This window comes from Celeribacter ethanolicus, assembly GCF_001550095.1.
GTDB classification, from domain to species: domain Bacteria; phylum Pseudomonadota; class Alphaproteobacteria; order Rhodobacterales; family Rhodobacteraceae; genus Celeribacter; species Celeribacter ethanolicus.
In genome coordinates this window covers 92430-115635 of the sequence record NZ_LRUC01000006.1, presented here as the reverse complement: position 1 = coordinate 115635, position 23206 = coordinate 92430, and the positions used below count along the sequence as shown (strand labels likewise).

Here is a 23206-nt window from a genome sequence, read left to right as displayed (position 1 = left end):
TCGAAAATCAGTTCGCCGGGAAATGGATGTTGATCGCCGTGTCGGTATAGGCCCCGGCATGAGAGTTCACCCCCACGGTGGTTGACACCCCCACCTCCGGTGCCACCGGCTCACCATTCACGCCACAGGCGGTCAGCCCGGCCAACAGAACCAAAGCCATAACAACACGTTTCATCCGAGCACCTCTTTCCAACGGGTAATCTGCGCACGCACCTGCGCGGGTGCGGTTCCCCCGTAGCTTGTGCGCGAAGCGACCGAGTTTTCAACCGTCAAGACGTCATAGACGCTTTCGGTGATCGCTTCGTGAACGGATTTCATCTCTTCAAGGCTCAGATCCGGCAGATCGACGCCCTTTTTCTCGGCCATGGCGACCAGCGCACCAGTGACATGGTGGGCATCCCGGAACGGCAGCCCCGCCTCGCGCACCAGCCAGTCGGCGAGATCGGTTGCGGTCGAAAAGCCTGAAGCGGCGGCGGCGCGCAGATTGTCGACATTGGCGGTCATGTCCGACACCATCCCGGTCATCGCGGCCAGCGCCAGCATCAGGTTGTCGGCGGCGTCAAAGACCTGCTCCTTGTCTTCCTGCATGTCCTTGGAATAGGCGAGCGGAAGACCTTTCATCACCGTCATGAGCGCCACGTTCGCCCCGAAGATGCGCCCGATCTTGGCGCGGATCAGCTCGGCGGCGTCGGGGTTTTTCTTTTGCGGCATGATCGAGGAGCCGGTGGAAAACCGGTCCGACAGAGCCACGAAGCGGAATTGCGCGGAGGACCAGATCACCAGCTCTTCGGCAAAGCGCGACAGGTGCATGGCGCAGATCGAGGCGCAGGACAGGAATTCCAGCGCGAAATCGCGATCCGCCACGGCATCGAGAGAGTTCGCCGTCGGACGATCAAAGCCCAGCGCCTCCGCCGTCATGTGCCGGTCGATCGGGAAGCCGGTGCCCGCCAATGCGGCGGAGCCCAGCGGGCTTTCATTCATCCGCACGCGGGCATCCTTGAAACGGGACATATCGCGGCCGAACATCTCGACATAGGCCATCATGTGATGGCCCCAGGTCACGGGTTGCGCGGTTTGCAGGTGGGTGAAACCCGGCATCACCCAATCCGCACCTTTTTCCGCCTGTACGATCAGCGCGCGAATGAGCGCGTCGAGACCCGAAATGGCGGCATCATATTGATCACGCGTCCAGAGTTTGAAATCGGTCGCCACCTGATCGTTGCGCGAACGTGCGGTGTGCAGACGGCCCGCGGCCTCGCCGATAATGTCCTTGAGACGCGACTCGACATTCATGTGAATGTCTTCGAGAGCGGTCGAAAACACGAACTCGCCGCGCTCGATCTCTGACAAAACCGTGAGCAGGCCTTCCCGAATGGCTTCCGCATCGGTATCCGTAAGGATGCCCTGTTTCGCAAGCATCGAAGCATGAGCACGTGAGCCTGCGATGTCCTGGGATGCCAGCCGCTTGTCGAAATCAATGGAGGCGTTGATGGCTTCCATGATGGCGTCGGGTCCGGCAGCGAAGCGCCCGCCCCACATCGCGTTGGATTTCTTATCGGTCATGGACGTGTCCCGCATGTTGAAAAAGCTGATTGCCGCCACCCTTTATACGGCCCTGAGCCTCGGTGCAATTCCCGCCTCCGCAACGGACCTGAGCGCAGCTGCGGCTCTGCGCGAAGGCAGCCTGCAAAAACTCGGCTTTCATGATGCGGCTAAGCACGTGAGCCCCCTGCCCTTCACCGCGGCGGACGGCGTGGAGGAAACCCTTGCCGATTATCGGGGCAAACTCGTACTGCTGAACTTCTGGGCCACATGGTGTGCCCCCTGCCGCAAGGAAATGCCGGCACTCGATCAGCTTGCCGCCGCCTATGGCGATCAGGGTCTGGTGGTGTTGCCGGTGGCGACCGGGCACAACCCGCTTCCGGCGATCCGGTCCTTCTATGAAAAGGCGGGCATCCAGTCCCTGCCGCTCAGGATGGATGGCAAGGGCGCCATGGCCCGCGACATGGGCGTGCTTGGCCTGCCGGTGTCAATTCTGATTTCGCCCGAGGGCAAGGAGATTGCCCGCATGACCGGGGATGCGGAGTGGTTCTCACCCTCGGCCCAGAGCATCGTCGCCGAACTGCTCACCTCCTATGCGCTCAGCGCGACAACGCCCCCGTCGCAGAATGATAGTGCAGAGAACCATTGAAGGTGCGCGGCATAGCCGCCTCGACCAGCCCCTTGATCCGCTCGGCCAGCGACATGATCCGCTCGAGCGTCGCATCAATCTCGACATGAAACGTATCGAGCTGATTGATCACCGGCATGAGTGAGGCCGATTGGGCGCCAAGACGCCCCGCCTCGACCCGGCACAGAACGCGGATCGAATCGAGTCCCGTGACGAGCTGGCGCAGATCCTTGGCCGAACGTGTCAGCGCGGTGACATCATTGAACACCGACACGAGCACCGAGCCCGATTCGATCATGTAATCGTCGAGCATCGTAGTCAGGATCTCCACTTCAGTCTGGAACCCGTCCTGCTCCGCATGTTTGCCCAGCGCGGCCATGGACACTTCCTTGACTTCGCGCTGCAACCGGGAGGCGGCCATCATGAACAGCCCGCGGTAGATCCGCAGCATGACGGATTCGGACAGGCTTCTCGTGCCGTTCTCGACCCGAAAGCCGCCAAGATGATTGGTAACCTCATCCGACATCAACCGGTAATTTTGCGAAATCGCCGAAATCGGCCCCCCCGCCGGCTCAAGACGCGACGCGACGATTCGCATATTCGATGGAATGCCACGGATTTTCGCAAAAGCCGCAAACAGCGCCTGCTGTTCCTTGTCGAGTTCGACCAGGGTCGGCAACAACTCCTTGAGGCTGCGCAACCGGCCGTCTTCCATCCGGGACAACGCCGCATCACGGGCACTCATTTCCTGTGCAATAGCATAGGAACTATAGGCGCCATAGTTGGGAAACCCGAGGTCCTTAAGCCTGGCACGAATGGCGACCGCGCTCTCCTCGGGGCTTAACCCCTCGCTCTGTTCGAGTTTCAGAAAAGCCTTGTAGGCGGCCTTCGCTCCCTCGAATGTCGCCGACGTCGGTTTCATCCGAACGGAGACAAAGCCCCCCTCGATCGGGGAGACGACGGCATAGACCCAGTAATATCGCCCGTCCTTGGCGCGGTTTTTCACATAAGCGCCGGTGGCCATCCCCTGCTTGATGCGTTCCCAAAGGATGTAGAACACGCCCTTGGGCATATCCGAATGCCGGATAATCTTGTGTGGAGCGCCAACGAGTTCGTCCCATGAATACCCGGAAATCCGGCGAAACACCTCGTTGCCAGCCGCAATCACCCCGCGCGCGTCCGTGCGGGAAAAAAAGAGCTCTTCGATGTCGAAAGCCGCTTCGTCGGCCTTTTCCGCCATATGCGCGTCGGAATATTGGAGCGTCATCGCCAGTCCTGTTCTGTCGGTTTGATCGCAGTGGACCAGAACGAGATTGCGATCTGGTTAATCCGTGCCGCGGATCTGAAAATTTCAGATCGGTCGCTTGGCACGCCCTGGCGAAAGAAGACGACCCAAACGTCACAGTGAGAAAGAAGATAGAATTCTTGGAAAATCCGAGCGATCACGCGACGCTTTCCTCGTCTCATGCGAAACCTGTCGCGCAAACAAGGCTTTGGCAATTTAATTCTATTTTGACGTTCTTTTTAGATAAATTCGCCAATTTACCCGCCGTTATCCCAACCGCGCGAAAGTGGTCCTTGCACGACCAAAGCGAGACAAGGTGACGGGATGATCGATTCTGGCTATGACGACAATGAATTCGGAAGTCCGCTCTCCGTGGCGGTTGCCAACCGGGACCGCAACACGATGGAAATGGTTCAGGAGGCGCTTCGCAAGAAACAGGTGATGCTGGCCTACCAACCCATCGTCCAGACCCTGCGCCCCGACCGACCGGCCTTTTACGAGGGACTGATCCGTGTCCTGGACCAAAGCGGTCGCGTGATTCCCGCCCGGGAATTCATCGACGTGGCGGAAACGACGGAAACCGGGCGTCAACTCGACTGCCTCGCGCTCGAACTCGGCCTCAAGGCCCTCGACGATCACAAGGATCTGCGCCTCGCCATCAACATGTCCGCGCGCTCCATCGGCTATCCGCGCTGGAAGGAGACCCTGACGACCGGGCTGCACAGGGACCAGACCATCGCGGAGCGTTTGATTCTCGAAATCACCGAAAGCTCGGCCATGGCGATCCCCGATCTGGTTTCCGTTTTCATGTCCGAACTCCAGGCCATGGGGATTTCCTTTGCGTTGGACGATTTCGGCGCGGGCTACACCGCCTTCCGCTATCTCAAGGACTTCTATTTCGACATGGTGAAGATCGACGGAGAGTTCATCCGTGGCATCGCCTCATGCCCCGACAATCAGGTGCTGACTCAGGCCCTCGTTTCCGTGGCGAAGCATTTCGACATGTATACGGTCGCCGAATTCGTGGAAAACGCCGCAGATGCGGAATATCTGACGGGAATCGGAATCGATTGCATGCAGGGGCATTATTTCGGAGCTGCAACGATCGACCCGGTCTGGCGCAATCGCGAAATTCGCAAAAAAGCGGGTTGAAATCGGCGTCAAAGCGCCTCAGCCTCCCCATGAAGGTTGAAAATGCTGCGGACGCAGCATAGAGCTTTCATTGGGGAGCGAGCAACTTTGTTGCAAATATTGCGGCCTTTGGGCAATCTCCCCATAACCAAAATGGGAGAGAGACTATTATCATGACCAATGTCGTTATCGCATCCGCAGCACGGACCGCCGTCGGCAGCTTTTCCGGTGCTTTCGCCAACACCCCCGCGCACGATCTCGGCGCTTGCGTGCTCGAAGCCCTCGTGGAACGAGCCGGAATTGAAAAAGCCGAAGTGTCGGAAACCATTCTCGGTCAGGTGCTGACCGCAGGCCAAGGCCAGAACCCCGCCCGTCAGGCCCATATCAAAGCCGGTCTGCCGATCGAATCCGCCGCCTGGAGCATCAATCAGGTCTGTGGCTCCGGCCTGCGCACCGTTGCTTTGGCCGCCCAACACATCCTGCTCGGCGATGCCGACATCGTATGTGCCGGCGGTCAGGAAAACATGTCCATGTCCCCCCATGTCGCCAACCTGCGTGCCGGTCACAAGATGGGCGATATGAAATTCATCGATTCGATGATCAAGGACGGCCTCTGGGATGCGTTTAACGGCTACCACATGGGGATCACCGCCGAGAACGTCGCCAATCAATGGCAAATCTCCCGCGAAATGCAGGACGAATTCGCCCTTGCCTCCCAGAACAAGGCCGAAGCCGCGCAAAAGGCCGGGAAATTCTCCGATGAGATCGTGCCCTTCACAGTGAAGACCCGCAAGGGCGACATTGTGGTCGATCAGGACGAATACATCCGTCACGGCGCCACCATCGAGGCCATGCAGAAACTGCGCCCGGCCTTCGACAAGGACGGGTCTGTCACTGCGGGCAACGCCTCCGGCATCAACGATGGCGCCGCCGGTGTGCTTCTGATGTCCGCCGAAAACGCCGCGAAACGCGGGATCGCCCCGATGGCGCGCATCGCCTCTTATGCCACCGTCGGCCTCGACCCGTCGATCATGGGTGCAGGCCCGATCTTTGCGTCGCAAAAGGCACTGGCGAAAGCCGGTTGGAAGGCCAGTGATCTCGATCTGGTCGAAGCCAACGAAGCCTTCGCCGCGCAGGCCTGTGCCGTGAACAAGGACATGGGCTGGGATCCGGCCATCGTCAACGTGAACGGCGGCGCGATTGCCATCGGTCACCCGATCGGCGCCTCCGGGGCCCGCATCCTCAACACGTTGCTGTTCGAAATGGTGCGCCGCGATGCCAAGAAAGGCCTCGCCACGCTCTGCATCGGCGGCGGCATGGGGGTTGCGGTCTGCATTGAGCGCGATTGATCCCTGAGCGGGCACGCCCCCGCGACGGATTTTTTGCCTCATCCGCAAAGATTTTTCTGCATTCGCATAGCAATATTGTTGCGAATGCAGAATATTATATATAACAAGATTACCAATTCAGGATTGATAAGGAGGAGTATCATGTCCAGAGTCGCTCTTGTGACCGGCGGATCGCGCGGCATCGGCGCCGCCATCGCCAAAGCATTGCAAGCTGCGGGCTATACCGTCGCCGCCAACTATGCGGGCAATGACGAGGCCGCCGCGAAATTTACCGAGGAAACCGGCATCAAGACCTACAAATGGTCCGTGGCCGATTACGACGCCTGCGTCGAAGGTATCGCCAAGGTCGAGGCCGAGCTGGGTCCGATCGACGTGCTTGTGAACAACGCGGGCATCACCCGCGACGCGCCGTTCCACAAGATGACCCGCGAACAGTGGCAGCAAGTTATGGACACCAACCTGTCGGGCGTGTTCAACATGACCCACCCGCTGTGGCCGGGCATGCGTGACCGCAAGTTTGGGCGCGTCATCAACATCAGCTCGATCAACGGTCAGAAAGGCCAGTTCGGTCAGGCGAACTACTCCGCCGCCAAGGCCGGTGACATCGGCTTTACCAAGGCGCTAGCGCAGGAAGGCGCGCGCGCGGGCATCACCGTGAACGTGATCTGCCCGGGCTATGTCGCCACCGAAATGGTCATGGCCGTGCCGGAAAAAGTCCGCGAAGCCATCATCGCGACGATCCCCGTGGGACGTCTGGGCGAGCCGGAAGACATCGCACGCTGCGTGGTCTTCCTTGCTTCCGACGATGCGGGGTTCGTCACCGGCTCGACCATCACCGCCAATGGCGGACAGTATCTCACCTGAGCGTTTCAGGGTCGCATGACGCAGGGTCGCCCATTGGGCGGCCCTTTTTGTATTGCAGCCACCGTGCGCTCCGGCTTAATCGCCCACATGACACGCCAATCCGCCACCACCATCGGCTTTCTCGCCGTCCTGCTCTGGGCCCTGCTCGCACTTTTCACCGTCGGCGCTTCGGAGGTGCCACCGCTTCAACTGAACGCGGTGTGTTTTGGCATTGGCGGCAGTATCGGGGTCATCTGGACCACGGCTTCCGGGCGCTGGGGCGAGCTTAAGGGAATTCCGCTTTCGGTCTATGCCTTCGGCACTGTCGGCCTTTTCGGCTATCACTTCCTCTATTTCTCGGCTCTCAGAGCGGCTCCGCCCGCCGAAGCCGGGTTGATCGCCTATCTGTGGCCCCTGCTGATCGTGCTGTTTTCCGGCCTTCTGCCCGGCGAACGGCTGCGCCCGCTGCACCTACTCGGCGCAGCTCTGTCCTTTGCAGGAGCGGCGCTGATCGTGGCCAAAGGCGCGTCCTTTTCCGGCGAACACGGGCTTGGATATGCGCTAGCGCTGGCCTGTGCCGTGACCTGGGCGGGGTATTCCGTCCTGTCGCGGCGTCTTGGCACCATCCCGAGCATGGTGGTTACGGTCTATTGCCTCGCCACCGCCGGACTGTCGCTGCTGGCGCATCTGGCTTTGGAAGAGACCGTCTGGCCCTCGACCGGCATGGGCTGGGCCAGCATGATCGGCCTCGGACTCGGCCCGGTGGGCGCGGCGTTCTATGTCTGGGATATCGGCGTGAAACGCGGCAACATTCAGCTCTTGGGTACCGCGTCCTATGCGGCTCCGCTTCTGTCGACACTGGTTCTGATTTTAGCTGGAATCGCGGCACCTTCGACCGCGCTGATCGTGTCGGCGTTGCTGATCACGACCGGAGCCGGTCTGGCCGCTTATCAAAGCCGCCAGACCGGATGATGTGACGCGTCAGGCCATGCTGAGGCGTGCGATTTCTTCTTTGATGCGGAGTTTCTGTTTCTTCAGATCTGCGATCCGAAGGCCATCGGCGCCGGGCGAACGCTGGGCATGTTCAACGGCCTCCGAGAGGGATTGGTGCTTTTTCTTCAGTTCCTGGATGTGGGACGTCAAGCTCATGATTTCTCCTCTCTGAGTGTGTCAGCCATGTAAAAGCTGTGTGACAAGTGCAGCATAGAATTCGAGTCGTGTCACGGCTTTGTTTTGAAACAAAGTGACCAGAATATTAGCCTTTGCGAAATATCGCCAAAATCTAGGTGCCCCACGGCAAGGCGTCGCCGCCTCGCAAAATCTTGACGACCTGCGAGGTGTAATCGTCGCAATCGTACTTATGTGACGCGCCCTCATGCATCACGAGCGGTGCGTCCAGGACAAAAGCAGCCCGTCCGCCCTTGCGCGCCTGAAGGATCACAAGCTCCGCCGCGCGCCCCGCACGTGGCTGAACCGGACGGACACGGAGCGATCCGAGACGCGCATCACAGGCGGCCATAATATCCGGCAGGCGATCGGCCTTCTGGATCATCGTCAGGTATCCCTTGGGTTTGAGGCGGCGCGTGGCCGCGTCGATCCAGTCCGACAAAGGCGTCGCCCCGGCGAGCGCCACATCGCGCCCGGCATCGTCGGAGGCTGTCGAGCGATGGCGTTCGTAATAGGGCGGATTGGCGATGACGTGATCGAAAGTCTGCTCTTTCACCGCACCGGGCAGGTGACGCAGATCGGCTTCGAACACGCTCATCTCCGTGCCGTTCTCCATGGCATTGCGGCGCGCGAGATCGGCATAGACGCCCTGCAACTCGACCCCGGTGAGTGCCAGCCCCGCCACGCGCGCGGCCAGACAGAAGGACGCGACACCCGCGCCGCAGCCAAGCTCCAGCACGGACTGACCGGGAGTCGCCGGCGTGGCCGCAGCCAGAAGCACCGGATCGACCCCGGCGCGATAGCCTTTGCGCGGTTGAAATATATGAAGCCGCCCACCCAGAAACGCATCGCGGCTGCACTCAGAAGACCCGTTCACAAATCCTCCAACTCGAAATCGTTGTCCTTGAGAATGCGCCGGGCCTGCGCGAGGTCCTCGTCGCGCACCATCAGGCGGCGCGGCAAAATGCCGATGCTGCCTTCGAGGACGCTCATATGGACGTCCATTTCAAAGCAGTCTATATCCTCTCCGGACAAGAGCGCTTTGGCGTAGACGATCTGGGGGGGGTCGGTGGTGCGCAGAAGCTGTTTCATCGCGATGATTAAAGAGCAGACCGCAAGGTTTGTCGAGCCGAGGAGGTCCCATGGGACTGGATAAAGCCGCCGTGAAGCCGCACGAAAGACTGGCCGCCGCTCTGGCGCCCGAACTCAAGGCCGTCAACGCGCTGATCCGGGAGCGGATGTCGTCGGAACATGCGCCGCGCATTCCCGAGGTAACCGCGCATCTGATCGAGGCTGGGGGCAAACGCCTTCGCCCGATGCTGACCCTGGCAGCCGCCAAGGCCTGCGGCTATGACGGCCCCTATCACATCCATCTCGCGGCCACGGTCGAATTCATCCACACCGCCACGCTTTTGCATGACGATGTGGTCGACGAAAGCGCGCAACGGCGCGGGCGACCGACGGCCAACCTGCTGTGGGACAACAAATCTTCGGTTCTGGTCGGCGACTATCTCTTTGCCCGGTCGTTCCAGTTGATGACCGATGCCGACAACATGCGCGTGCTGCGCATCCTGTCGAATGCCTCTGCAACGATTGCCGAAGGCGAAGTGCTGCAGCTGACCGCCGCGCAAGACCTAAAGACCGACGAAGCCATCTATATCCAAGTAGTGCGCGGCAAAACCGCAGCGCTCTTTGCCGCCGCGACCGAAGTCGGTGGTGTGTTGGCCGGGGCCGATGAGACGGTTGTGAAAGCGCTGTTCGATTACGGCGATGCGCTTGGGATTTCCTTCCAGATCGTCGACGACCTTCTGGATTACTGGGGCTCCGAGCAGACCGGCAAGAATATCGGCGACGATTTCCGCGAACGCAAACTGACCCTGCCGCTGATCAAGGCGGTGGCCAAGGCCGATGCGGAAGAGCGCGCCTTCTGGGTGAAAACCATCGAGAAGGGCAAGCAGGACGAAGGCGATCTGGAACACGCCATCGCGCTTTTGAACAAACACGACGCTCTGGAAGAAACCCGTGTGATCGCGCTCGAATGGGCGGACAAGGCAAAGGAAGTGCTTTCGGCCCTGCCCGAGGGCGAAATCGTCGAGATGCTCTCCGACATTGCCGATTACGTGGTCGCGCGACTGCGCTGAGGCGCTCGCCCCGCGCTGAAGCGCTTATCCCGGCAATGTGCTGGCGGATTTGACCCACCACCACGGATTGCCTTCGGCCAGTTGCAACGCCGCCACATCCGCCGCATAGCGATCCGCGAAAAGACCGAAACAGGTCGCGCCTGAGCCGGACATGCGCACCATGAGCGCGCCGGGCGTCAGGGCCAGCGCCGCCAGAGCCGCCGCCACTTCGGGCACGAGTTTCACCGCAGGTTTCTCAAGATCGTTGCGCTGGGTCGAAAGCCAGTCGACGAAAGCAAGCGTGTCCGGCCAACGCGGCAGCAGGTCCGGCATCTCCAGATTGTTCTTGCGTTCCAGACGCTTGAACACTTCGGGCGTCGAGACCTCGACCTTCGGATTGACCAGAACCATATGCAACGCGGGCATCGTCACCGGCTCCAGCACATCCCCAATCCCGCGCATCCGCATCGGCTTCGAACGCTGGCACACCGGGACATCCGCACCGAGCGCCAGCGCACGCTCCGCGGTGACGGGACTCGCCCCAAGCCGCGCCGCCGCGCGCAGCGTGGCCGCCGCATCGGCAGATCCGCCACCGATCCCGGAAGCAGGCGGCAGGTGTTTGTCGAGCGTCAGGGACATCGGAAGGCCCGCAAGCTCCGCCGCCTTGAGAACGAGATTGCTACCGTCCGTCGGCACACCTTCGGCAAAGGGCCCGGTCACGCTCAGCTCCGAACGTACGGCCAGAGAGGCCGTGACCTGATCGCCGAGATCGACGAAGGCCACCAGACTGTCGAGCAGGTGATAGCCGTCTTCCCGCTGTCCGGAGACATGCAGGCTCAGGTTGATCTTGGCGGGCGCAAAGACCTTAACCGTCATTGCCGCCCCGTGTCGGCTCTTCGCCCTCTTCGCTCAAGACACGGTCAAGACCGATGTCGAGTTTCTTGCGAATGCGATTGGCCTCGTCCTCTTCCGGCTCGAACGACAACGCGCGCCGCCACTGGAACCGCGCCTCTCGCTCGCGCCCAACGGCCCAGTAAACATCGCCCAGGTGATCGTTGATGATCGGATCGACCGGCATCAGCTCGACCGCCCGCTCCATCGGCTCCACCGCCTCGTCGTAACGCCGCAGCCGGTAGAGCCCCCAGGCCAGGCTGTCGGTGATATAGCCGTCCTCGGGGCGCGCCTCGACCGCCTTACGGATCATCTCCATGGCCTCGTCGAGATTGGTTTTCATCTCGAGATAGGAGTACCCGAGATAGTTCAGCACACGCGGCTGATCCGGTTCCAGCGCCAGAGCCTGCCGCAGATCGGCTTCCGCCTTGTCCCATTCGCCCATGCGTTCATAGGCCGTCCCCCGGGTGAAATAGAGCGGCCATTGCCCGCGGGTCGGTGGCTGGTGACGGTCGATCACAACGGAATAGGCTTTCACCGCATCGCTATAATCTTCCTGACGCCGCAGCGCATCGCCCAGAGCGGTATGCGCCTCGTCCAGTTCCGGGTGGGATTTCGCCAGTTGCCGCAAGACCTCAAGCGAAGCCTCGGTCTTGCCCGACGATCTGAGTGCCTCGGCGCGGGCAAGACTGGCGACCGGAAAGGCCGGATCGTCCGCCGGAATCCGATCCAGTGCCTGGTTCGCAAGGTCGTAATTCTCCAACCGCTCCAGAAGCGTCGCCACGCTCAGCACATAGCTCGCCTCCTCCGGGCGCAACGCCTCGGCGATCCGCGCATAGAGCAGCGTATAGGCATCATCCAGACCGCCATCGAGCGCAGAGGCCACCGCGAAGAACACATCCGCAATGCCGTCACGCGCGCTGTGCACGACGTCGAAGGGCACGGCCTCGCCCTCCGCCAAAGCCTCGCGCAGGTGTTCCAGTTCGAGGTCCAAAGGCCCCTCGCCGAAGCTGTCATTCAAAAGTGCCAGCGCTTCTTCATTGCGTTCGAGCTGGCTGAGGATTTCCATCCGCGCGATCACGGAAAACCGGCTTTGCGGCATATTCGGCTGCGACAGGGTCGCAAGCGCGCCTTCGTAATCGCCGACCAATGCGAGCGCGAGCCCTTTGTTATAGGCGCCGAAATTCTCGAACCCCTGCCCCATACCGGCCCCCTGATCGAAGAGATCAAGCGCCCCGGACATATTGCCCAACCCGACATGCGCCCAGGCGCGCATGAGCCCGTCGACCACGGCGCTGATGCTTTCCCCTTCGTCAAGCGCAGCCACCAGGCCTTCGTAATCGCCGCTCCGCGCCAGAAGGGTCAGATGCGCCATGGCCGCGATCTGGTTGTCGGGCTCGATTTGTTTGAGCAGACTGGCATAGCCTTTCACCGCATCGAAATCGCCCATGGAAATCCGGGAGGAAATCACGGATTCGAGCAGCACCGGATTGTCCGGGTCCCCCGCCAGCGCCCGCGTCGCGTAGACGGCAAGCTCAGGAAAGGTGCGGTCCATGGTCGCTTGCCGCGCGGCCAGATAGGGGCCGGCATCGGCGAGACCCGGAGATGGCAGGGCCACGCTTCCGAACAAAAGCCCCATGGCGGTGAGGGCGGAAATCATGCGTCCGGCGCGATCTGTCACCTGTCGTCTCCCTTATGCTTCGTCCCGCAGAGAGTATCGCCCTAACCGCCCCACCGCAACGCAAACGGGAGCCGTGCTGGCCCCCGTCTCATTGTTTAAAAACACGTTGCCGTGAGAGGCTTACATGTTCGGATAGTTCGGGCCGTCGCCGCCTTGGGGCACCGTCCAGGTGATGTTCTGGCTGGTTTCCTTGATGTCGCAGGTCTTGCAGTGCACGCAGTTCTGGAAGTTGATCACGAACTTCGGCTCTTCTCCTTCGGGCGTCAGATATTCGTAGACGCCCGCCGGGCAATAGCGCTGCGACGGACCGCCGAATTCCTTGTAATCGACGTCGATGGCCACCTGCGGGTCCTTGAGTTTCAGGTGACAGGGCTGACTTTCCTCGTGGTTCGTCGCCGCGAAGGACACGTTGGTGAGCCGGTCGAACGAGATCACACCATCGGGTTTCGGATAGTCGATCGGCTTGAACTTCGCCACCTTGCCGGTCGATTGCGCGTCGGTCTTGCCGTGTTTCACCGTGCCGAACAGCGACACGCCAAAGAGTTGGTTGGTCCACATGTCGAAGCCACCCAAGGCCAGCGACGCGGTGAGGCCGAACTTCGACCATAGCGGTTTGACGTTGCGCACACGCTTCAGATCCTTGCCGACCGCACCGGTCCGCAATTCGGTCTCGTAGCCTTCAAGCGTGTCGCCGGAGCGCCCCTCTTGAATGGCGGCAAAGGCATGCTCCGCCGCCGCTTTGCCCGACAGCATCGCGTTGTGGTTGCCCTTGATCCGCGGCACGTTGACGAGGCCGACGGAACAGCCGAGCAAAGCGCCACCCGGAAACACCGCTTTCGGCATCGACTGATAGCCGCCTTCGGAGATCGCGCGCGCGCCGTAAGCGACGCGTTTGCCGCCCTCCAAAAGCTCCTTCACCAGCGGGTGCTGTTTGAAGCGCTGGAATTCCATATAGGGGAAGAGGTAGGGGTTCTTGTAGTTCAGGTGCACCACGAACCCCAGATAAAGCTGATTGTTTTCCGCGTGGTAGACAAAGCCACCACCACCCGCGTTCGACCCCAGAGGCCAGCCCATCGAGTGCCAGACCTTGCCTTCGCGGTGCTTCTCGGGGTCGATCTCCCAGATCTCTTTCATGCCGAGACCGAATTTCTGCACGTCGCGGCCTTTTTGCAGGTCGTATTTCGCGATGATCTCTTTCGCCAGAGATCCGCGCACGCCCTCGGAAATCAGCACGTATTTGCCGTGCAACTCCATCCCCGGCTCGGTGTCCGGCCCGATGGTGCCGTCGGCCTCAAGCCCGAAAACACCGGCAACGACGCCTTTGACCTCGCCATTGTCACCATAAACCAGCTCAGAGCACGCCATGCCCGGGAAAATCTCGACGCCCAGTTCCTCAGCCTGCTCCGCCATCCAGCGGCAAACATTGCCCATCGACACGATGTATTTGCCGTGGTTCGACATCAGAGGCGGCAGAGGGAAGTTCGGGATGCGGATCGAACCGGCTTCGCCCAACACATGGAAATGATCTTCCTTCACCTCAGTGGTGATCGGCGCGCCACGCTCTTTCCAATCCGGAATCAAAGCGTTCAGCCCCACCGGATCGAGCACCGCGCCGGAGAGAATATGTGCGCCAACTTCGGAGCCTTTTTCCAACACGACGACGCTCAGATCGGCATCCAGTTGCTTCAAACGGATCGCAGCGGACAGGCCGGCAGGCCCTGCCCCAACGATCACAACGTCATATTCCATCGCCTCACGCTCGATTGCTGACATCTTTGTTCTCCCTGGCTCAGGCGGTGATTGAAGGCCTAAGTAACCCCGATGTGAGGTCTGGTCAATTTGCGCGACACGATTTCGTAACGTCCGGAAGGCCCCACGACGCAGAAAAACTCGCCGGAAGGCAAAAAATGCGACACGCGTTAACCTCCCTCCGAAAACTGCCTGCAATACGGACGGCTTGCGAGACCGGAACCATCGAGAATCGGGGGGGCTTTGTCGCAGGCCGCTCCAAGCAAAGACATGTGGTGGGCGGCGATTTTCCGGCACTAGGGCGACAAACCGCACACTGCCCCCTTGCAATGCTCCCCCGTTCCGGGTCAGGTAGTCCGACAATGACAAAACCTGAGAGCACCCGGGGCCAGACGGCCCCGCAGTGCTTTTTTCGTGCAGATGAGTGCCCTGATGGAAAAGATCCTCATGACCCGCGCGGGCTACACCGCGCTGAACGACGAGCTGAAAACCCTGAAATCCGTCGAACGCCCGGCGATCATTCAGGCCATTGCCGAAGCCCGCGAGCTTGGCGATCTCTCGGAGAATGCCGAATACCATTCGGCGCGTGAGAAACAGAGCTTCATCGAGGGCCGGATCAAGGAGCTTGAAGGCATCCTGTCGCTGACCGATGTGATTGACCCGAAAACCCTCTCCGGCGCGGTGAAATTTGCCGCCACGGTGACCATCGTCGACGAGGACACGGATGAGGAAAAGACCTATCAGATCGTCGGCGAGCACGAAGCCGACATCGAACGCGGTCTTCTGAACATCAAATCTCCGCTCGCTCGCGCCCTGATCGGCAAGGACGAAGGCGACAGCGTCGAAGTGCGCACCCCTGGCGGCGAAAAGTCCTACGAAATCCTCAAGATCGCGTATATCTGATTTGTAAACGCGGTCGAGGAGATCCCTTTGGCAACCGAAGGTCCCAAAAAAGTCGAACTGGGCGTCTATCAGCGCCCCGAGGAAGAACCCAGGATCACCGCGACGGAGATGATCGCCGCGGTGCTCTCTCTGGTATGGCTGGCGCTGACATCCGGCTATTTCATGATTGCAAGCTCCGGCTCCGATCCGGACGATTTGGCCTCGATCCGTTTCGTGATGATCCTGATCGCGATTTTCATGCCGATTGCGATGATCTGGGTCGGCGCGCTGGCCGTGCGCGCATCGCGCACGATGCGCGAGGAAAGCCGTCGGCTCCAGGCCGCGATTTCCGCCATGCGCCAGTCCTATCTCTCCGGTCAGGGCGGTGGCACCTCGAACGCCACGGTCGAGAAGAAACTCGAAGAGATCGCCGCAGCCCAACGCAAGACCGAATCGACACTGGCGATGTTCACCTCGATCCGTCCCGGCCAGACGCCGCCGGAGGACAAGCTCGCAATCCCGGCGCCCATGCTTGTCGAGGAACAGGCGAGCCTTGCGCTCGGCACGCCCTCGGAAAGCCTCGCGCCGCCGCTGTCGGTCGCGGATTTCATCAAGGCGATGAATTTCCCCGAAACCGCCGATGACAAGGAAGGCTTCCGGGCGCTGCGCCGAGCACTCTCGGATCGCAAGGTCAGCCAGCTCATCCATGCGGCGCAGGACGTGCTCACGCTGCTGTCGCAGGACGGTATCTACATGGACGATCTGCGCCCGGACCGCGCCAAGCCCGAAGTCTGGCGCCGGTTCGCCAAGGGCGAGCGCGGCCATGCCGTCGCCCCGCTTGGCGGCGTGCGCGACCGGTCGTCTCTGGCTCTGGCCTCTGCGCGAATGAAACAGGACGCGATCTTCCGCGATGCGGTGCACCATTTCCTGCGCAAGTTCGACAAGACCTTCGCCGAGTTCGAACACTCCGCCACGGATGAAGAAATCGCCGCTCTGACCGACACCCGCACCGCGCGCGGGTTCATGTTGCTGGGCCGCGTGACCGGCACTTTCGACTGATCCGCTTCGCTTGCGCATACCCCGCTTTCGCAAATCGACATTGGTAAGTGTCACTGTCTTATCGTAGGGTACGCGAGCTTGCTTCCTGACGTTTCCCCGGAGTCCCATGTCGCTTTCCCCTGCTGCCCAGCAATTTCTCAAAGGCGCCAAGGACGGGCTGCCGTTTCACATCGTGATCTGGCCCTTCGCCGCGATCTTTGGTGCCATTGCCACCCAGGCGGGCCTCAATGTCGTTGAAGTCATGGGGTTTTCGATTCTCGTCATCGCGGGCTCGGCCCAACTTGCCGCATTACAACTCATGACGGAGAACGCACCGACGCTGATCGTTCTCGCCACGGCACTGGCGGTGAACCTGCGGATGGGCATGTATTCGGCTTCGATCACGCCGCATCTGGGCAAGTCGTCTCTGCTGACCCGCGCTTTTGCCTCCTACATGCTCTACGATCAGCCCTATGCGCTGTCTACGATCAAGTTCGAGAAAGAGCCGGACCTGAGCCTTTCGGAAAAGACCGGCTATTTCTTCGGCTCAGCAATCCCGATTGCCATTGCCTGGTATGCCATGACGCTCGCCGGGGCGCTTCTGGGGGAGAAAATCCCGACCGACATCGGCGTCGATTTCGCCGTGCCCGTGACGTTCCTGGCGGTGGTGGCCCCGATGCTCAAGACGCTCGCGCATGTCGCCTCGGCGCTGACCTCCGTCGTTCTGGTGCTGATCCTCGGGTTCATGCCCTATGGCACCGGGCTTCTGGTCGCCGCTGCCGCCGCACTGGTGGTGGGCGCGCGGGTCGAGATATGGATGGACAAGAGAAAGGCCGCGGCATGATCGAAGCGAGCAGCACGCAAATCTGGATCATCATCGTCGGAATGGCCATTGGCACCTTCCTGATCCGGTTTTCCTTCCTCGGCCTCGTCGGCGACCGTCCGCTGCCCGCATGGCTGTTGCGCCTGTTGCGCTATACACCCGTCGCGGTTCTGCCCGCCGTGGTCGCGCCCATGCTTCTGGGCGCCAAGGCGGACATGGATCCGCTGCGCCTCTTTTGCGCGGCGGCGACGATCCTTGTGGGCGTCTGGACGAAAAACGTGCTCTGGGCGATCATCACCGGTCTGGGCCTGTTCTTCGGCCTCGGCGCGGTAATCGGCTGACCGCCCCCCCGATCAGGAACTGCCGCTGTGATGCAGAAGCAGCGGCGGAGCCTGAATGAGCTGGCCGTTCTCATCAGGGCTGTCATCGTAGATCTTGCGCTCACTCACCCCCGGCTGCTCCCCGAACCATTGCATGAGCTTCTTCGGCGACATGGTTTGCGGCGCGCGCTCGAAGCCCGGCAGATCACCGAGAATGCTCGACACGCTGGTGGCACACATCGCCTTGGGCACGGCACCGTAGGACTGAACCTTGGCCAGCGCCAGTGTCGCGACCTCGGGGCTCACCGTGATGGTCTGTTCCACCACATGCCAGGTGATGCGGGCGTGATAGTCGATGTAGAACTCCACCGCCGCGTCGGACATGCCGTAGTGCACATCGTTCCGTTCCGGCAGATGCGGGTGATAAAAGGTCCCCGCCGGATCGAAGATCACCCGCTCGGACGGGGCATTGACCATCAGCGCGCTGTGCCCGCCGCCGCCTGTGCGATTGCTGATCACGGTGAACAGCGTCAGTTGATAAGGTGCGCCATGCACGTAATGCGACCGCGCCACATCGGCGTCAGGCGCCCATTTCGGTTCGGCCGCCCCGCAGGCGGTCAGCACAAGAAGGGACAGGAGCCCGACGGCTCGATACAGAAACGACACGATTTGGGGCTCCGGTCCTTTGTGAAACGCTTACGGGGGTTAACTATTGAAAACCGCGAGGATGATCAAAACAAAAACGGACACACCCGCGACCCAGGTGGCCCATTTCACAAAACCTTCAAAGGTTTTCTCCTGAACGGAAATATCCATATCCCCATGCTTGTGCTCAGACATTCTGCGGTTCCTCCCTTATATGCCTTCCGCCACGGTAGATGACTCGTCATCGCCTGTCACCCGTCAGGACGTTCCTCGTTCAGTTCCTGTTCCAGGTCGGCGGCAAGGCGAAAACCGATCCGCGCGGGCGTCGCGTCTTCCGTCTGTTTCGGCATGGCCTGCAACATGACGTTGAGCTGGGTGACATGCTGGATGAGCTGGGTCCTGGTCCCCTCCTCGTCCATCCCGTAAAACGTCACGATATCCGGGTCGAAAAAGCCGATGCCCTCGATCCGGAGCACCCCGGTGTCGGAACCGGCAAACCCCATGGCGATCTCATGTTCGCTGTCGAGCTGTTCTTCGAAATTCTGGATATAGAGAATAAGGCGCTCATAGGCCCATTCTGCGGGGCTTTTTTCCTCAAGCGGCTTGCGCGCCACCGCTTCGGGCAGAGGTTTCTGTTCGGCGGTGCAGGCACCGGGGTCGGCATGGGCCACCCGAGCCTGTGGCAAAGCGGCGTCTTCATGCGCCTCGGCGGTGGTGCGGATCTGATCCCCCTGGGACATGCTCACTCTCCTGTTTGCCACAGGATCGCACCATCCTCCCGCTCTCGTCCAGTGATAAGGCCGCGCCGCTCGAGATGACGGCAATGCGCCATGGCCTCGACCATCGCAAGGCCATATTCGCCCTCCTTGATCGGCCGTTTGAACAGCACGTCGAAACAGTCGCAGGCCGTGCGCGGTTCATGCAGCACTTCACGCAAGCGTTCGAGCGCATGGCGGTGATTGTCGATCAGATGCCGAAGCCGTGCGGGCAGCCCGGTGTAGGGCAGTTTGTGCCCGGTCAGGATCAACTGACTGTCGCGGGCATGCGGCACGAATTTTTCGCAGGACCGCAGCCAATCGCCCACCGGATCGGCCATCGGCTCGGTGGCGGAAACCCCGAGATTGGGAGAGATCGAGCCGAGAAGCTGATCGCCTCCGATCACCAGTTCCCCGTCGCCGGACCAAAAGGTCCCGTGCTCCGGCGCATGGCCGTCCCCCATGCGTACGGTCCAGAGGCGCCCGCCGAGCTCGATCTCCTGCCCGTCGACAATCCGCGTATAGCCCAGCGGCAAGGGGTGCACCGCATCGGCAGTATTGAACGGGCGCTCGGTGAGGCGTTTCTCATAAATCTCCGGGCTCATGCCACAGGAGCGCCAAAACGCGAGCATCTCCGGCGTCGGCGCCTCCTGCACATCGAGCTGCAACATCCGCGCCATCAGGTAAGAGGTCCGCGTTGTCACAAGCTCCGCGCCATGCTCCGTCACGAACCACCCGGCAAGGCCAACGTGATCGAGATGGTGATGCGTCACGATCACCCGACGGATCGGTTTGCCGCCCATCGGCCCCTCGATCAGCGCCTGCCAGAGCGCGCGGGACTTCCCCGTATCGACACCCGTATCGACGATGGTCCAACCGTCGCCCTCATCGAAAGCGTACACATTCACATGCGCCAGCGGCACCGGGAGCGGCATGCGCGACCAAAGAACGCCTTCGGCGATCTCCACCACGCCCCCGATCTCGGGAGGCTCGAAGGGCGTGCGGATCGGGGCAGTCATCAGGCGGTCAGGTCCTCTGGGCTCAGGGCGTAAATATCCGCGGCCCCAAGGCGCACCTGCGCCAACAGGGCCGCGTGTTCCGGCAGCATACGTTTGATGTAAAAAGCTGCAAGACGCGAACGCGGCCCCTCACCGCCTTCGGCAATCGCCGCCTTGAGGTGATAATGCCCGCCCAACACCCGCGCAAAGGCGCGCAGGAAGGGCACGGCACCGCCAAACCGGTCGTTCATCGGCAGGGCGAGCATCGCCTCCATGCCTTCGCGCAGGGTCTCGGCGGCATTCCAGACGGCAATCGCCCGTTTCGGCAGGGTCGCCCGCGCCGCCTCGGCAAAGCTCTCGATCTCGTCCAAAATGGCGAACCCGGCCTCGCCGCCGTCCATCAGCTTGCGGCCGACAAGGTCCATCGCCTGAATACCGTTGGTGCCCTCATAGATCGAGGTAATCCGGGCATCGCGGGCATACTGTGCCGCTCCGGTTTCCTCGATATAGCCCATACCGCCATGCACCTGCACGCCGAGCTGGGCCACTTCATGGCCGATGTCGGTGGAGAAGGCCTTGGCAATCGGGATCAGGAAGGCGCCACGCGCCTGTTGCTCCGGGTCGGTGCGCCCGAGATCGAGCGCCACACCGCAGGCCAGCGCAATCGAGCGCGCCACAAAGGTGTCCGCGCGCATATGGGCCAGCATCCGGCGCACGTCGGCATGGTCGATGATCGTGCCGTTTTCCGTGCCGATGGGCGATTTGCCCTGCACCCGATCCTGGGCATAGGCCAGCGCCTTTTGCGTCGACGCCTCGGCCACGCCGACGCCCTGAACGCCCACACCGAGGCGTGCATTGTTCATCATGGTGAACATGCATTTCATGCCCTGATGCTCTTCGCCCACGAGCCAGCCGGTCGCACCGTCATATTGCATCACACAGGTCGGAGAGCCATGAATGCCCAGCTTGTGCTCGAGGCTCACAACCTTGAGGCTGTTGGCCGCGCCGGGATTGCCCTCGGCATCCGGGATCATCTTCGGCACCATGAAGAGCGAAATGCCCTTCGTCCCCGCCCCCCCGTCGGGCAGGCGCGCCAGCACCAGGTGACAGACGTTGTCAGAGAAATCGTTATCGCCCCAGGTGATGAAAATCTTCTGGCCGGTGATGGCATAGGAGCCATCGTCGTTGCGTTCCGCTTTGGTCCGAAGCGCGCCGACATCCGAACCGGCCCCCGGCTCCGTCAGGTTCATCGTGCCGGTCCATTCGCCGGAGATGAGTTTCGGGATATAAAGCTCCTTGATCGCATCGGAGGCGTGATGCTCCAGCGCCTCGATCTGGCCCTGCGTCATCAGCGGTTGCAACGACAGCGACAGGCAGCCGCCCGACATCATCTCGTTGATCGCCGTCGCCACGCTCAGCGGCAGCCCCATCCCGCCATTCTCCGGCTGCGCCAGCATACCGATCCAGCCGCCCTCCGCGATCTGGCCATGGGCCGCGGCAAAGCCCGGCGAGGTCCTGACCACCCCATCCACAAGCGCGGCAGGCGTCAGATCGCCACCGCGATCCAGCGGTGCGATCACATCGCTCGCAAGCTTGCCCGCCTCTTCGAGAATCGCCGAGACCGTGTCCGCGTCGACCTCTTCGAAGGGGCTGCTGTCGAGCACAGCCGTGAAATCGACGATCTGGTCGAAAATGAACTGATAATCCGAAACCGGGGCGCGATAGGTCATGGCTGTCTCCTCGTCAGGCGCAGACGGTTCTGCAACTTGGTCCTCAGAGTAGCGAAGCCGGATCGCAGGCCCAACCCGAACGCTGCGTCACGCCCGCCCGGCATCCGCCGACAAAAGCGCCGGGCTCACCCCCAGCGACAGGAGCGCAGCCTGCCATTTCTGAGCATCGGGCGTATGGAACACGATCTCAGTCGTCGCATCGCAGCTGAGCCAGCCGTTTTGCCCGATCTCGCCCTCGAGCTGCCCCGGCCCCCAACCGGCATAGCCGAGGCACAAGAGCCGCTCGGCCGGCCCGTCCCCGCGCGCCATGTCGCGCAGAATCTCGCGCGAGGCGGTCATGGCATAGCCCGGCCCCACGTCCATCGAGGCGTGATCGGCGTCGTAATCCGTGCTGTGCAGCACGAATCCCCGCCCCACCTCGACCGGTCCGCCGAAATGCACCGGCAGGGGGCGCATATCCGGGGTAGCGCGAATCTCGAGCTGGGAAAACACATCGGAGACGGAAATTTCCTGCGACACCTTGTTGATCATCAGCCCCATCGCGCCTTCCTCGGAATGCGCACACATGAACACCACCGCGCCGTCGAAACGCGGGTCGCCGATGCCGGGCATCGCGATGAGAAGTTTTCCGGTGAGGTCAGACGATTGAGCTTTCATGCCCCCACCTCACCGCATGACGCGCCGGGGTGCAAGGCTTCGCGCGACGAAAGCGACGATTTCACTGCCCCAGTCGCGCTCCTGCGGCAACACAGATGCGCGATCACACCGGGATCGTCCAAATGTGAGTTTGCGGCACGCCCCTGCCTGCCTATATCGGACATATGATCCGATCCCTTGCCCCTCTCGCCTCCGCCCTCTTCCTTGGTCTGACCGCTCCTGCCCTGGCGCAGGACCCGGCGGATATGGCCCGGATCGACATTCTGCCCGGATGGCAGATGGACAACGGTCACCGCATGGCCGCGATCCGGGTGCAGCTTGCCCCGGGCTGGCATACCTACTGGCGCACCCCAGGCGAGACCGGCATTCCGCCGACATTCGAACTGAGCGGGTCCGAGAACCTTGCCCGGATGGATTTGCACTGGCCGGTGCCCGAACTCTTTTCCGAGAATGGCATGTGGTATCTGGGCTATGAGCATGAACTGATCCTGCCGATCGAGCTGATCCCCGAAGGAAATGGCGACATTCGCCTGTCGGGCACGATGGATCTTGGCGTGTGCAAGGACATCTGCATGCCGCTTCAGGCCACGCTCGACGCGACACTCACGCCCGGGGGGCCGAACGGTGCGCGCGCCGAAATCGAAAGCGCTCTGGCCGATCAGCCGAAACGCGTCATCAACGCCACCTGCAAGGCGGCGCCGATCTCCGATGGCATGCGCGTGTCCGTCGATATGTCTGTCCCGGAGCTTGGCCCCTACGAGGTCGCGGTGATCGAACATCCCGACCGCTCCGTCTGGGTGTCGGAAGCCGAGCTTGCCCGGACCGGCGGCAAGGTCCAGGTCGAAAGCGATCTCGTGCCCTCGGATGCCCAGCCCTTCTTCATCGACCGCTCGCAACTGACAATCACCGTGATCGGCCGTGGCAGCGCCTATGAGGCGCAGGGCTGCTCCGGGAACTGAGCCCGCGACGGTC

At 61.6% G+C, this 23206-nt stretch carries 26 protein-coding genes; 11 read left to right on the top strand and 15 right to left on the bottom strand.

Annotated elements, in window-relative coordinates:
- Nucleotides 1–7: 7 nt before the first annotated feature.
- The gene (locus tag NH195_RS21510) at nucleotides 8–175 is read right to left on the bottom strand and encodes a hypothetical protein (protein WP_198403408.1); all 168 of its coding nucleotides are present in this window, start codon (nucleotides 173–175) and stop codon (nucleotides 8–10) included.
- Nucleotides 172–1563, bottom strand: coding sequence for an argininosuccinate lyase (argH, locus tag NH195_RS02435; RefSeq protein ID WP_066702964.1), 1392 nt, complete (start codon nucleotides 1561–1563; stop codon nucleotides 172–174). The genes NH195_RS21510 and argH overlap by 4 nt, the downstream gene beginning before the upstream one ends.
- A 13-nt stretch (nucleotides 1564–1576) precedes the next feature.
- Between argH and NH195_RS02430 the strand changes: the two genes are divergently transcribed.
- Nucleotides 1577–2191, top strand: a complete 615-nt coding sequence (locus tag NH195_RS02430; protein WP_066702554.1) for a TlpA disulfide reductase family protein — start codon at nucleotides 1577–1579, stop codon at nucleotides 2189–2191.
- Here NH195_RS02430 and NH195_RS02425 read toward each other — a convergent pair.
- Nucleotides 2142–3437 carry a PAS domain-containing protein gene (locus NH195_RS02425; protein ID WP_066702552.1) on the bottom strand — a complete coding sequence of 432 codons (1296 nt, stop codon included), beginning with the start codon at nucleotides 3435–3437 and terminating at the stop codon, nucleotides 2142–2144. The genes NH195_RS02430 and NH195_RS02425 overlap by 50 nt on opposite strands.
- Nucleotides 3438–3779: 342 nt before the next feature.
- Here NH195_RS02425 and NH195_RS02420 point away from each other — a divergent pair, with 342 nt between their 5' ends.
- The 4 genes from NH195_RS02420 (at nucleotide 3780) to yddG (ending at nucleotide 7750) form a co-directional block, all read left to right on the top strand.
- A complete protein-coding gene (locus tag NH195_RS02420; protein WP_066702550.1) occupies nucleotides 3780–4607 on the top strand; it encodes an EAL domain-containing protein in 828 nt (275 codons plus the stop codon).
- Nucleotides 4608–4759: 152 nt separating this feature from the next.
- Nucleotides 4760–5935, top strand: coding sequence for an acetyl-CoA C-acetyltransferase (locus NH195_RS02415; RefSeq protein WP_066702548.1), 1176 nt, complete (start codon nucleotides 4760–4762; stop codon nucleotides 5933–5935).
- Between the two features lie 141 nt (nucleotides 5936–6076).
- Complete coding sequence (phbB, locus tag NH195_RS02410) at nucleotides 6077–6799, top strand: acetoacetyl-CoA reductase (protein ID WP_066702547.1); 723 nt, start codon at nucleotides 6077–6079, stop codon at nucleotides 6797–6799.
- 87 nt (nucleotides 6800–6886) lie between these two features.
- Complete coding sequence (yddG, locus tag NH195_RS02405) at nucleotides 6887–7750, top strand: aromatic amino acid exporter YddG (RefSeq protein ID WP_066702545.1); 864 nt, start codon at nucleotides 6887–6889, stop codon at nucleotides 7748–7750.
- A 9-nt stretch (nucleotides 7751–7759) separates the two neighbouring features.
- Here yddG and NH195_RS20730 read toward each other — a convergent pair whose 3' ends face one another.
- From NH195_RS20730 to NH195_RS02395, 3 genes are all read right to left on the bottom strand, one after another.
- Nucleotides 7760–7927, bottom strand: coding sequence for a YdcH family protein (locus NH195_RS20730; protein ID WP_081423753.1), 168 nt, complete (start codon nucleotides 7925–7927; stop codon nucleotides 7760–7762).
- 133 nt (nucleotides 7928–8060) lie between these two features.
- Nucleotides 8061–8822, bottom strand: a complete 762-nt coding sequence (locus NH195_RS02400) for a tRNA1(Val) (adenine(37)-N6)-methyltransferase (protein ID WP_066702539.1) — start codon at nucleotides 8820–8822, stop codon at nucleotides 8061–8063.
- Nucleotides 8819–9037 carry a putative signal transducing protein gene (locus tag NH195_RS02395; protein ID WP_066702537.1) on the bottom strand — a complete coding sequence of 73 codons (219 nt, stop codon included), beginning with the start codon at nucleotides 9035–9037 and terminating at the stop codon, nucleotides 8819–8821. Before NH195_RS02395 ends, NH195_RS02400 begins: the two co-directional genes overlap by 4 nt.
- 50 nt (nucleotides 9038–9087) lie before the next feature.
- Between NH195_RS02395 and NH195_RS02390 the strand changes: the two genes are divergently transcribed.
- Nucleotides 9088–10086 (top strand): polyprenyl synthetase family protein, encoded by a 999-nt coding sequence (locus tag NH195_RS02390; protein WP_066702535.1) that lies wholly within the window; start codon nucleotides 9088–9090, stop codon nucleotides 10084–10086.
- Nucleotides 10087–10110: 24 nt separating this feature from the next.
- Here the strand turns inward: NH195_RS02390 and NH195_RS02385 are convergent, their stop codons facing one another.
- From NH195_RS02385 to NH195_RS02375, 3 genes are all read right to left on the bottom strand, one after another.
- Nucleotides 10111–10941, bottom strand: a complete 831-nt coding sequence (locus NH195_RS02385; RefSeq protein ID WP_066702534.1) for a 4-(cytidine 5'-diphospho)-2-C-methyl-D-erythritol kinase — start codon at nucleotides 10939–10941, stop codon at nucleotides 10111–10113.
- A complete protein-coding gene (locus NH195_RS02380) occupies nucleotides 10931–12637 on the bottom strand; it encodes a tetratricopeptide repeat protein (protein WP_066702528.1) in 1707 nt (568 codons plus the stop codon). The genes NH195_RS02385 and NH195_RS02380 overlap by 11 nt, the downstream gene beginning before the upstream one ends.
- Nucleotides 12638–12757: 120 nt before the next feature.
- On the bottom strand, nucleotides 12758–14410 hold the full coding sequence (locus tag NH195_RS02375; RefSeq protein WP_066702522.1) for an electron transfer flavoprotein-ubiquinone oxidoreductase: 1653 nt from the start codon (nucleotides 14408–14410) through the stop codon (nucleotides 12758–12760).
- Nucleotides 14411–14818: 408 nt separating this feature from the next.
- Between NH195_RS02375 and greA the strand changes: the two genes are divergently transcribed.
- The 4 genes from greA to NH195_RS02355 all read left to right on the top strand — a co-directional run bounded on the left by greA (nucleotide 14819) and on the right by NH195_RS02355 (nucleotide 17470).
- Nucleotides 14819–15289: a transcription elongation factor GreA gene (gene greA, locus NH195_RS02370; protein WP_066702519.1), complete on the top strand. Its 471-nt coding sequence runs from the start codon at nucleotides 14819–14821 to the stop codon at nucleotides 15287–15289.
- A gap of 27 nt (nucleotides 15290–15316) precedes the next feature.
- Nucleotides 15317–16327 (top strand): hypothetical protein, encoded by a 1011-nt coding sequence (locus NH195_RS02365; RefSeq protein WP_202906479.1) that lies wholly within the window; start codon nucleotides 15317–15319, stop codon nucleotides 16325–16327.
- Between the two features lie 106 nt (nucleotides 16328–16433).
- Nucleotides 16434–17150 (top strand): AzlC family ABC transporter permease, encoded by a 717-nt coding sequence (locus tag NH195_RS02360; protein ID WP_066702512.1) that lies wholly within the window; start codon nucleotides 16434–16436, stop codon nucleotides 17148–17150.
- Entirely contained in the window at nucleotides 17147–17470 is a 324-nt protein-coding gene (locus tag NH195_RS02355; protein ID WP_066702510.1) for an AzlD domain-containing protein, read from the top strand. The genes NH195_RS02360 and NH195_RS02355 overlap by 4 nt, the downstream gene beginning before the upstream one ends.
- Before the next feature lie 12 nt (nucleotides 17471–17482).
- On the opposite strand, the gene NH195_RS02350 is transcribed toward NH195_RS02355, so the two are convergent.
- The 6 genes from NH195_RS02350 to NH195_RS02325 form a co-directional block, all read right to left on the bottom strand.
- The gene (locus tag NH195_RS02350; protein ID WP_096805937.1) at nucleotides 17483–18115 is read right to left on the bottom strand and encodes a hypothetical protein; all 633 of its coding nucleotides are present in this window, start codon (nucleotides 18113–18115) and stop codon (nucleotides 17483–17485) included.
- A 39-nt stretch (nucleotides 18116–18154) separates the two neighbouring features.
- Nucleotides 18155–18289, bottom strand: coding sequence for an aa3-type cytochrome c oxidase subunit IV (locus tag NH195_RS02345; protein WP_066702508.1), 135 nt, complete (start codon nucleotides 18287–18289; stop codon nucleotides 18155–18157).
- 56 nt (nucleotides 18290–18345) lie between these two features.
- Nucleotides 18346–18834, bottom strand: a complete 489-nt coding sequence (locus NH195_RS02340) for a DUF6173 family protein (RefSeq protein ID WP_066702506.1) — start codon at nucleotides 18832–18834, stop codon at nucleotides 18346–18348.
- A 2-nt stretch (nucleotides 18835–18836) separates the two neighbouring features.
- Entirely contained in the window at nucleotides 18837–19868 is a 1032-nt protein-coding gene (locus NH195_RS02335) for an MBL fold metallo-hydrolase (protein ID WP_066702503.1), read from the bottom strand.
- Entirely contained in the window at nucleotides 19868–21577 is a 1710-nt protein-coding gene (locus tag NH195_RS02330) for an acyl-CoA dehydrogenase family protein (RefSeq protein ID WP_066702501.1), read from the bottom strand. The genes NH195_RS02335 and NH195_RS02330 overlap by 1 nt, the downstream gene beginning before the upstream one ends.
- 87 nt (nucleotides 21578–21664) lie before the next feature.
- A complete protein-coding gene (locus tag NH195_RS02325) occupies nucleotides 21665–22234 on the bottom strand; it encodes a YqgE/AlgH family protein (RefSeq protein WP_066702497.1) in 570 nt (189 codons plus the stop codon).
- Between the two features lie 164 nt (nucleotides 22235–22398).
- On the opposite strand from NH195_RS02325, the gene NH195_RS02320 reads away from it, so the two are divergent.
- Nucleotides 22399–23193, top strand: a complete 795-nt coding sequence (locus tag NH195_RS02320) for a protein-disulfide reductase DsbD domain-containing protein (protein WP_081423752.1) — start codon at nucleotides 22399–22401, stop codon at nucleotides 23191–23193.
- The last annotated feature ends 13 nt before the right edge of the window (nucleotides 23194–23206 follow it).

Excerpts from the sequence above, each read along its gene's own strand:
- NH195_RS21510 (WP_198403408.1), bottom strand. The coding sequence starts at position 175 with ATGAAACGTGTTGTTATGGCTTTGGTTCTGTTGGCCGGGCTGACCGCC.
- argH (WP_066702964.1), bottom strand. The coding sequence starts at position 1,563 with ATGACCGATAAGAAATCCAACGCGATGTGGGGCGGGCGCTTCGCTGCC.
- NH195_RS02430 (WP_066702554.1), top strand. The coding sequence starts at position 1,577 with ATGTTGAAAAAGCTGATTGCCGCCACCCTTTATACGGCCCTGAGCCTC.
- NH195_RS02425 (WP_066702552.1), bottom strand. The coding sequence starts at position 3,437 with ATGACGCTCCAATATTCCGACGCGCATATGGCGGAAAAGGCCGACGAA.
- NH195_RS02420 (WP_066702550.1), top strand. The coding sequence starts at position 3,780 with ATGATCGATTCTGGCTATGACGACAATGAATTCGGAAGTCCGCTCTCC.
- NH195_RS02415 (WP_066702548.1), top strand. The coding sequence starts at position 4,760 with ATGACCAATGTCGTTATCGCATCCGCAGCACGGACCGCCGTCGGCAGC.
- phbB (WP_066702547.1), top strand. The coding sequence starts at position 6,077 with ATGTCCAGAGTCGCTCTTGTGACCGGCGGATCGCGCGGCATCGGCGCC.
- yddG (WP_066702545.1), top strand. The coding sequence starts at position 6,887 with ATGACACGCCAATCCGCCACCACCATCGGCTTTCTCGCCGTCCTGCTC.
- NH195_RS20730 (WP_081423753.1), bottom strand. The coding sequence starts at position 7,927 with ATGAGCTTGACGTCCCACATCCAGGAACTGAAGAAAAAGCACCAATCC.
- NH195_RS02395 (WP_066702537.1), bottom strand. The coding sequence starts at position 9,037 with ATGAAACAGCTTCTGCGCACCACCGACCCCCCCCAGATCGTCTACGCC.
- NH195_RS02390 (WP_066702535.1), top strand. The coding sequence starts at position 9,088 with ATGGGACTGGATAAAGCCGCCGTGAAGCCGCACGAAAGACTGGCCGCC.
- NH195_RS02385 (WP_066702534.1), bottom strand. The coding sequence starts at position 10,941 with ATGACGGTTAAGGTCTTTGCGCCCGCCAAGATCAACCTGAGCCTGCAT.
- NH195_RS02375 (WP_066702522.1), bottom strand. The coding sequence starts at position 14,410 with ATGTCAGCAATCGAGCGTGAGGCGATGGAATATGACGTTGTGATCGTT.
- greA (WP_066702519.1), top strand. The coding sequence starts at position 14,819 with ATGGAAAAGATCCTCATGACCCGCGCGGGCTACACCGCGCTGAACGAC.
- NH195_RS02360 (WP_066702512.1), top strand. The coding sequence starts at position 16,434 with ATGTCGCTTTCCCCTGCTGCCCAGCAATTTCTCAAAGGCGCCAAGGAC.
- NH195_RS02355 (WP_066702510.1), top strand. The coding sequence starts at position 17,147 with ATGATCGAAGCGAGCAGCACGCAAATCTGGATCATCATCGTCGGAATG.
- NH195_RS02345 (WP_066702508.1), bottom strand. The coding sequence starts at position 18,289 with ATGTCTGAGCACAAGCATGGGGATATGGATATTTCCGTTCAGGAGAAA.
- NH195_RS02340 (WP_066702506.1), bottom strand. The coding sequence starts at position 18,834 with ATGTCCCAGGGGGATCAGATCCGCACCACCGCCGAGGCGCATGAAGAC.
- NH195_RS02335 (WP_066702503.1), bottom strand. The coding sequence starts at position 19,868 with ATGACTGCCCCGATCCGCACGCCCTTCGAGCCTCCCGAGATCGGGGGC.
- NH195_RS02330 (WP_066702501.1), bottom strand. The coding sequence starts at position 21,577 with ATGACCTATCGCGCCCCGGTTTCGGATTATCAGTTCATTTTCGACCAG.
- NH195_RS02325 (WP_066702497.1), bottom strand. The coding sequence starts at position 22,234 with ATGAAAGCTCAATCGTCTGACCTCACCGGAAAACTTCTCATCGCGATG.
- NH195_RS02320 (WP_081423752.1), top strand. The coding sequence starts at position 22,399 with ATGATCCGATCCCTTGCCCCTCTCGCCTCCGCCCTCTTCCTTGGTCTG.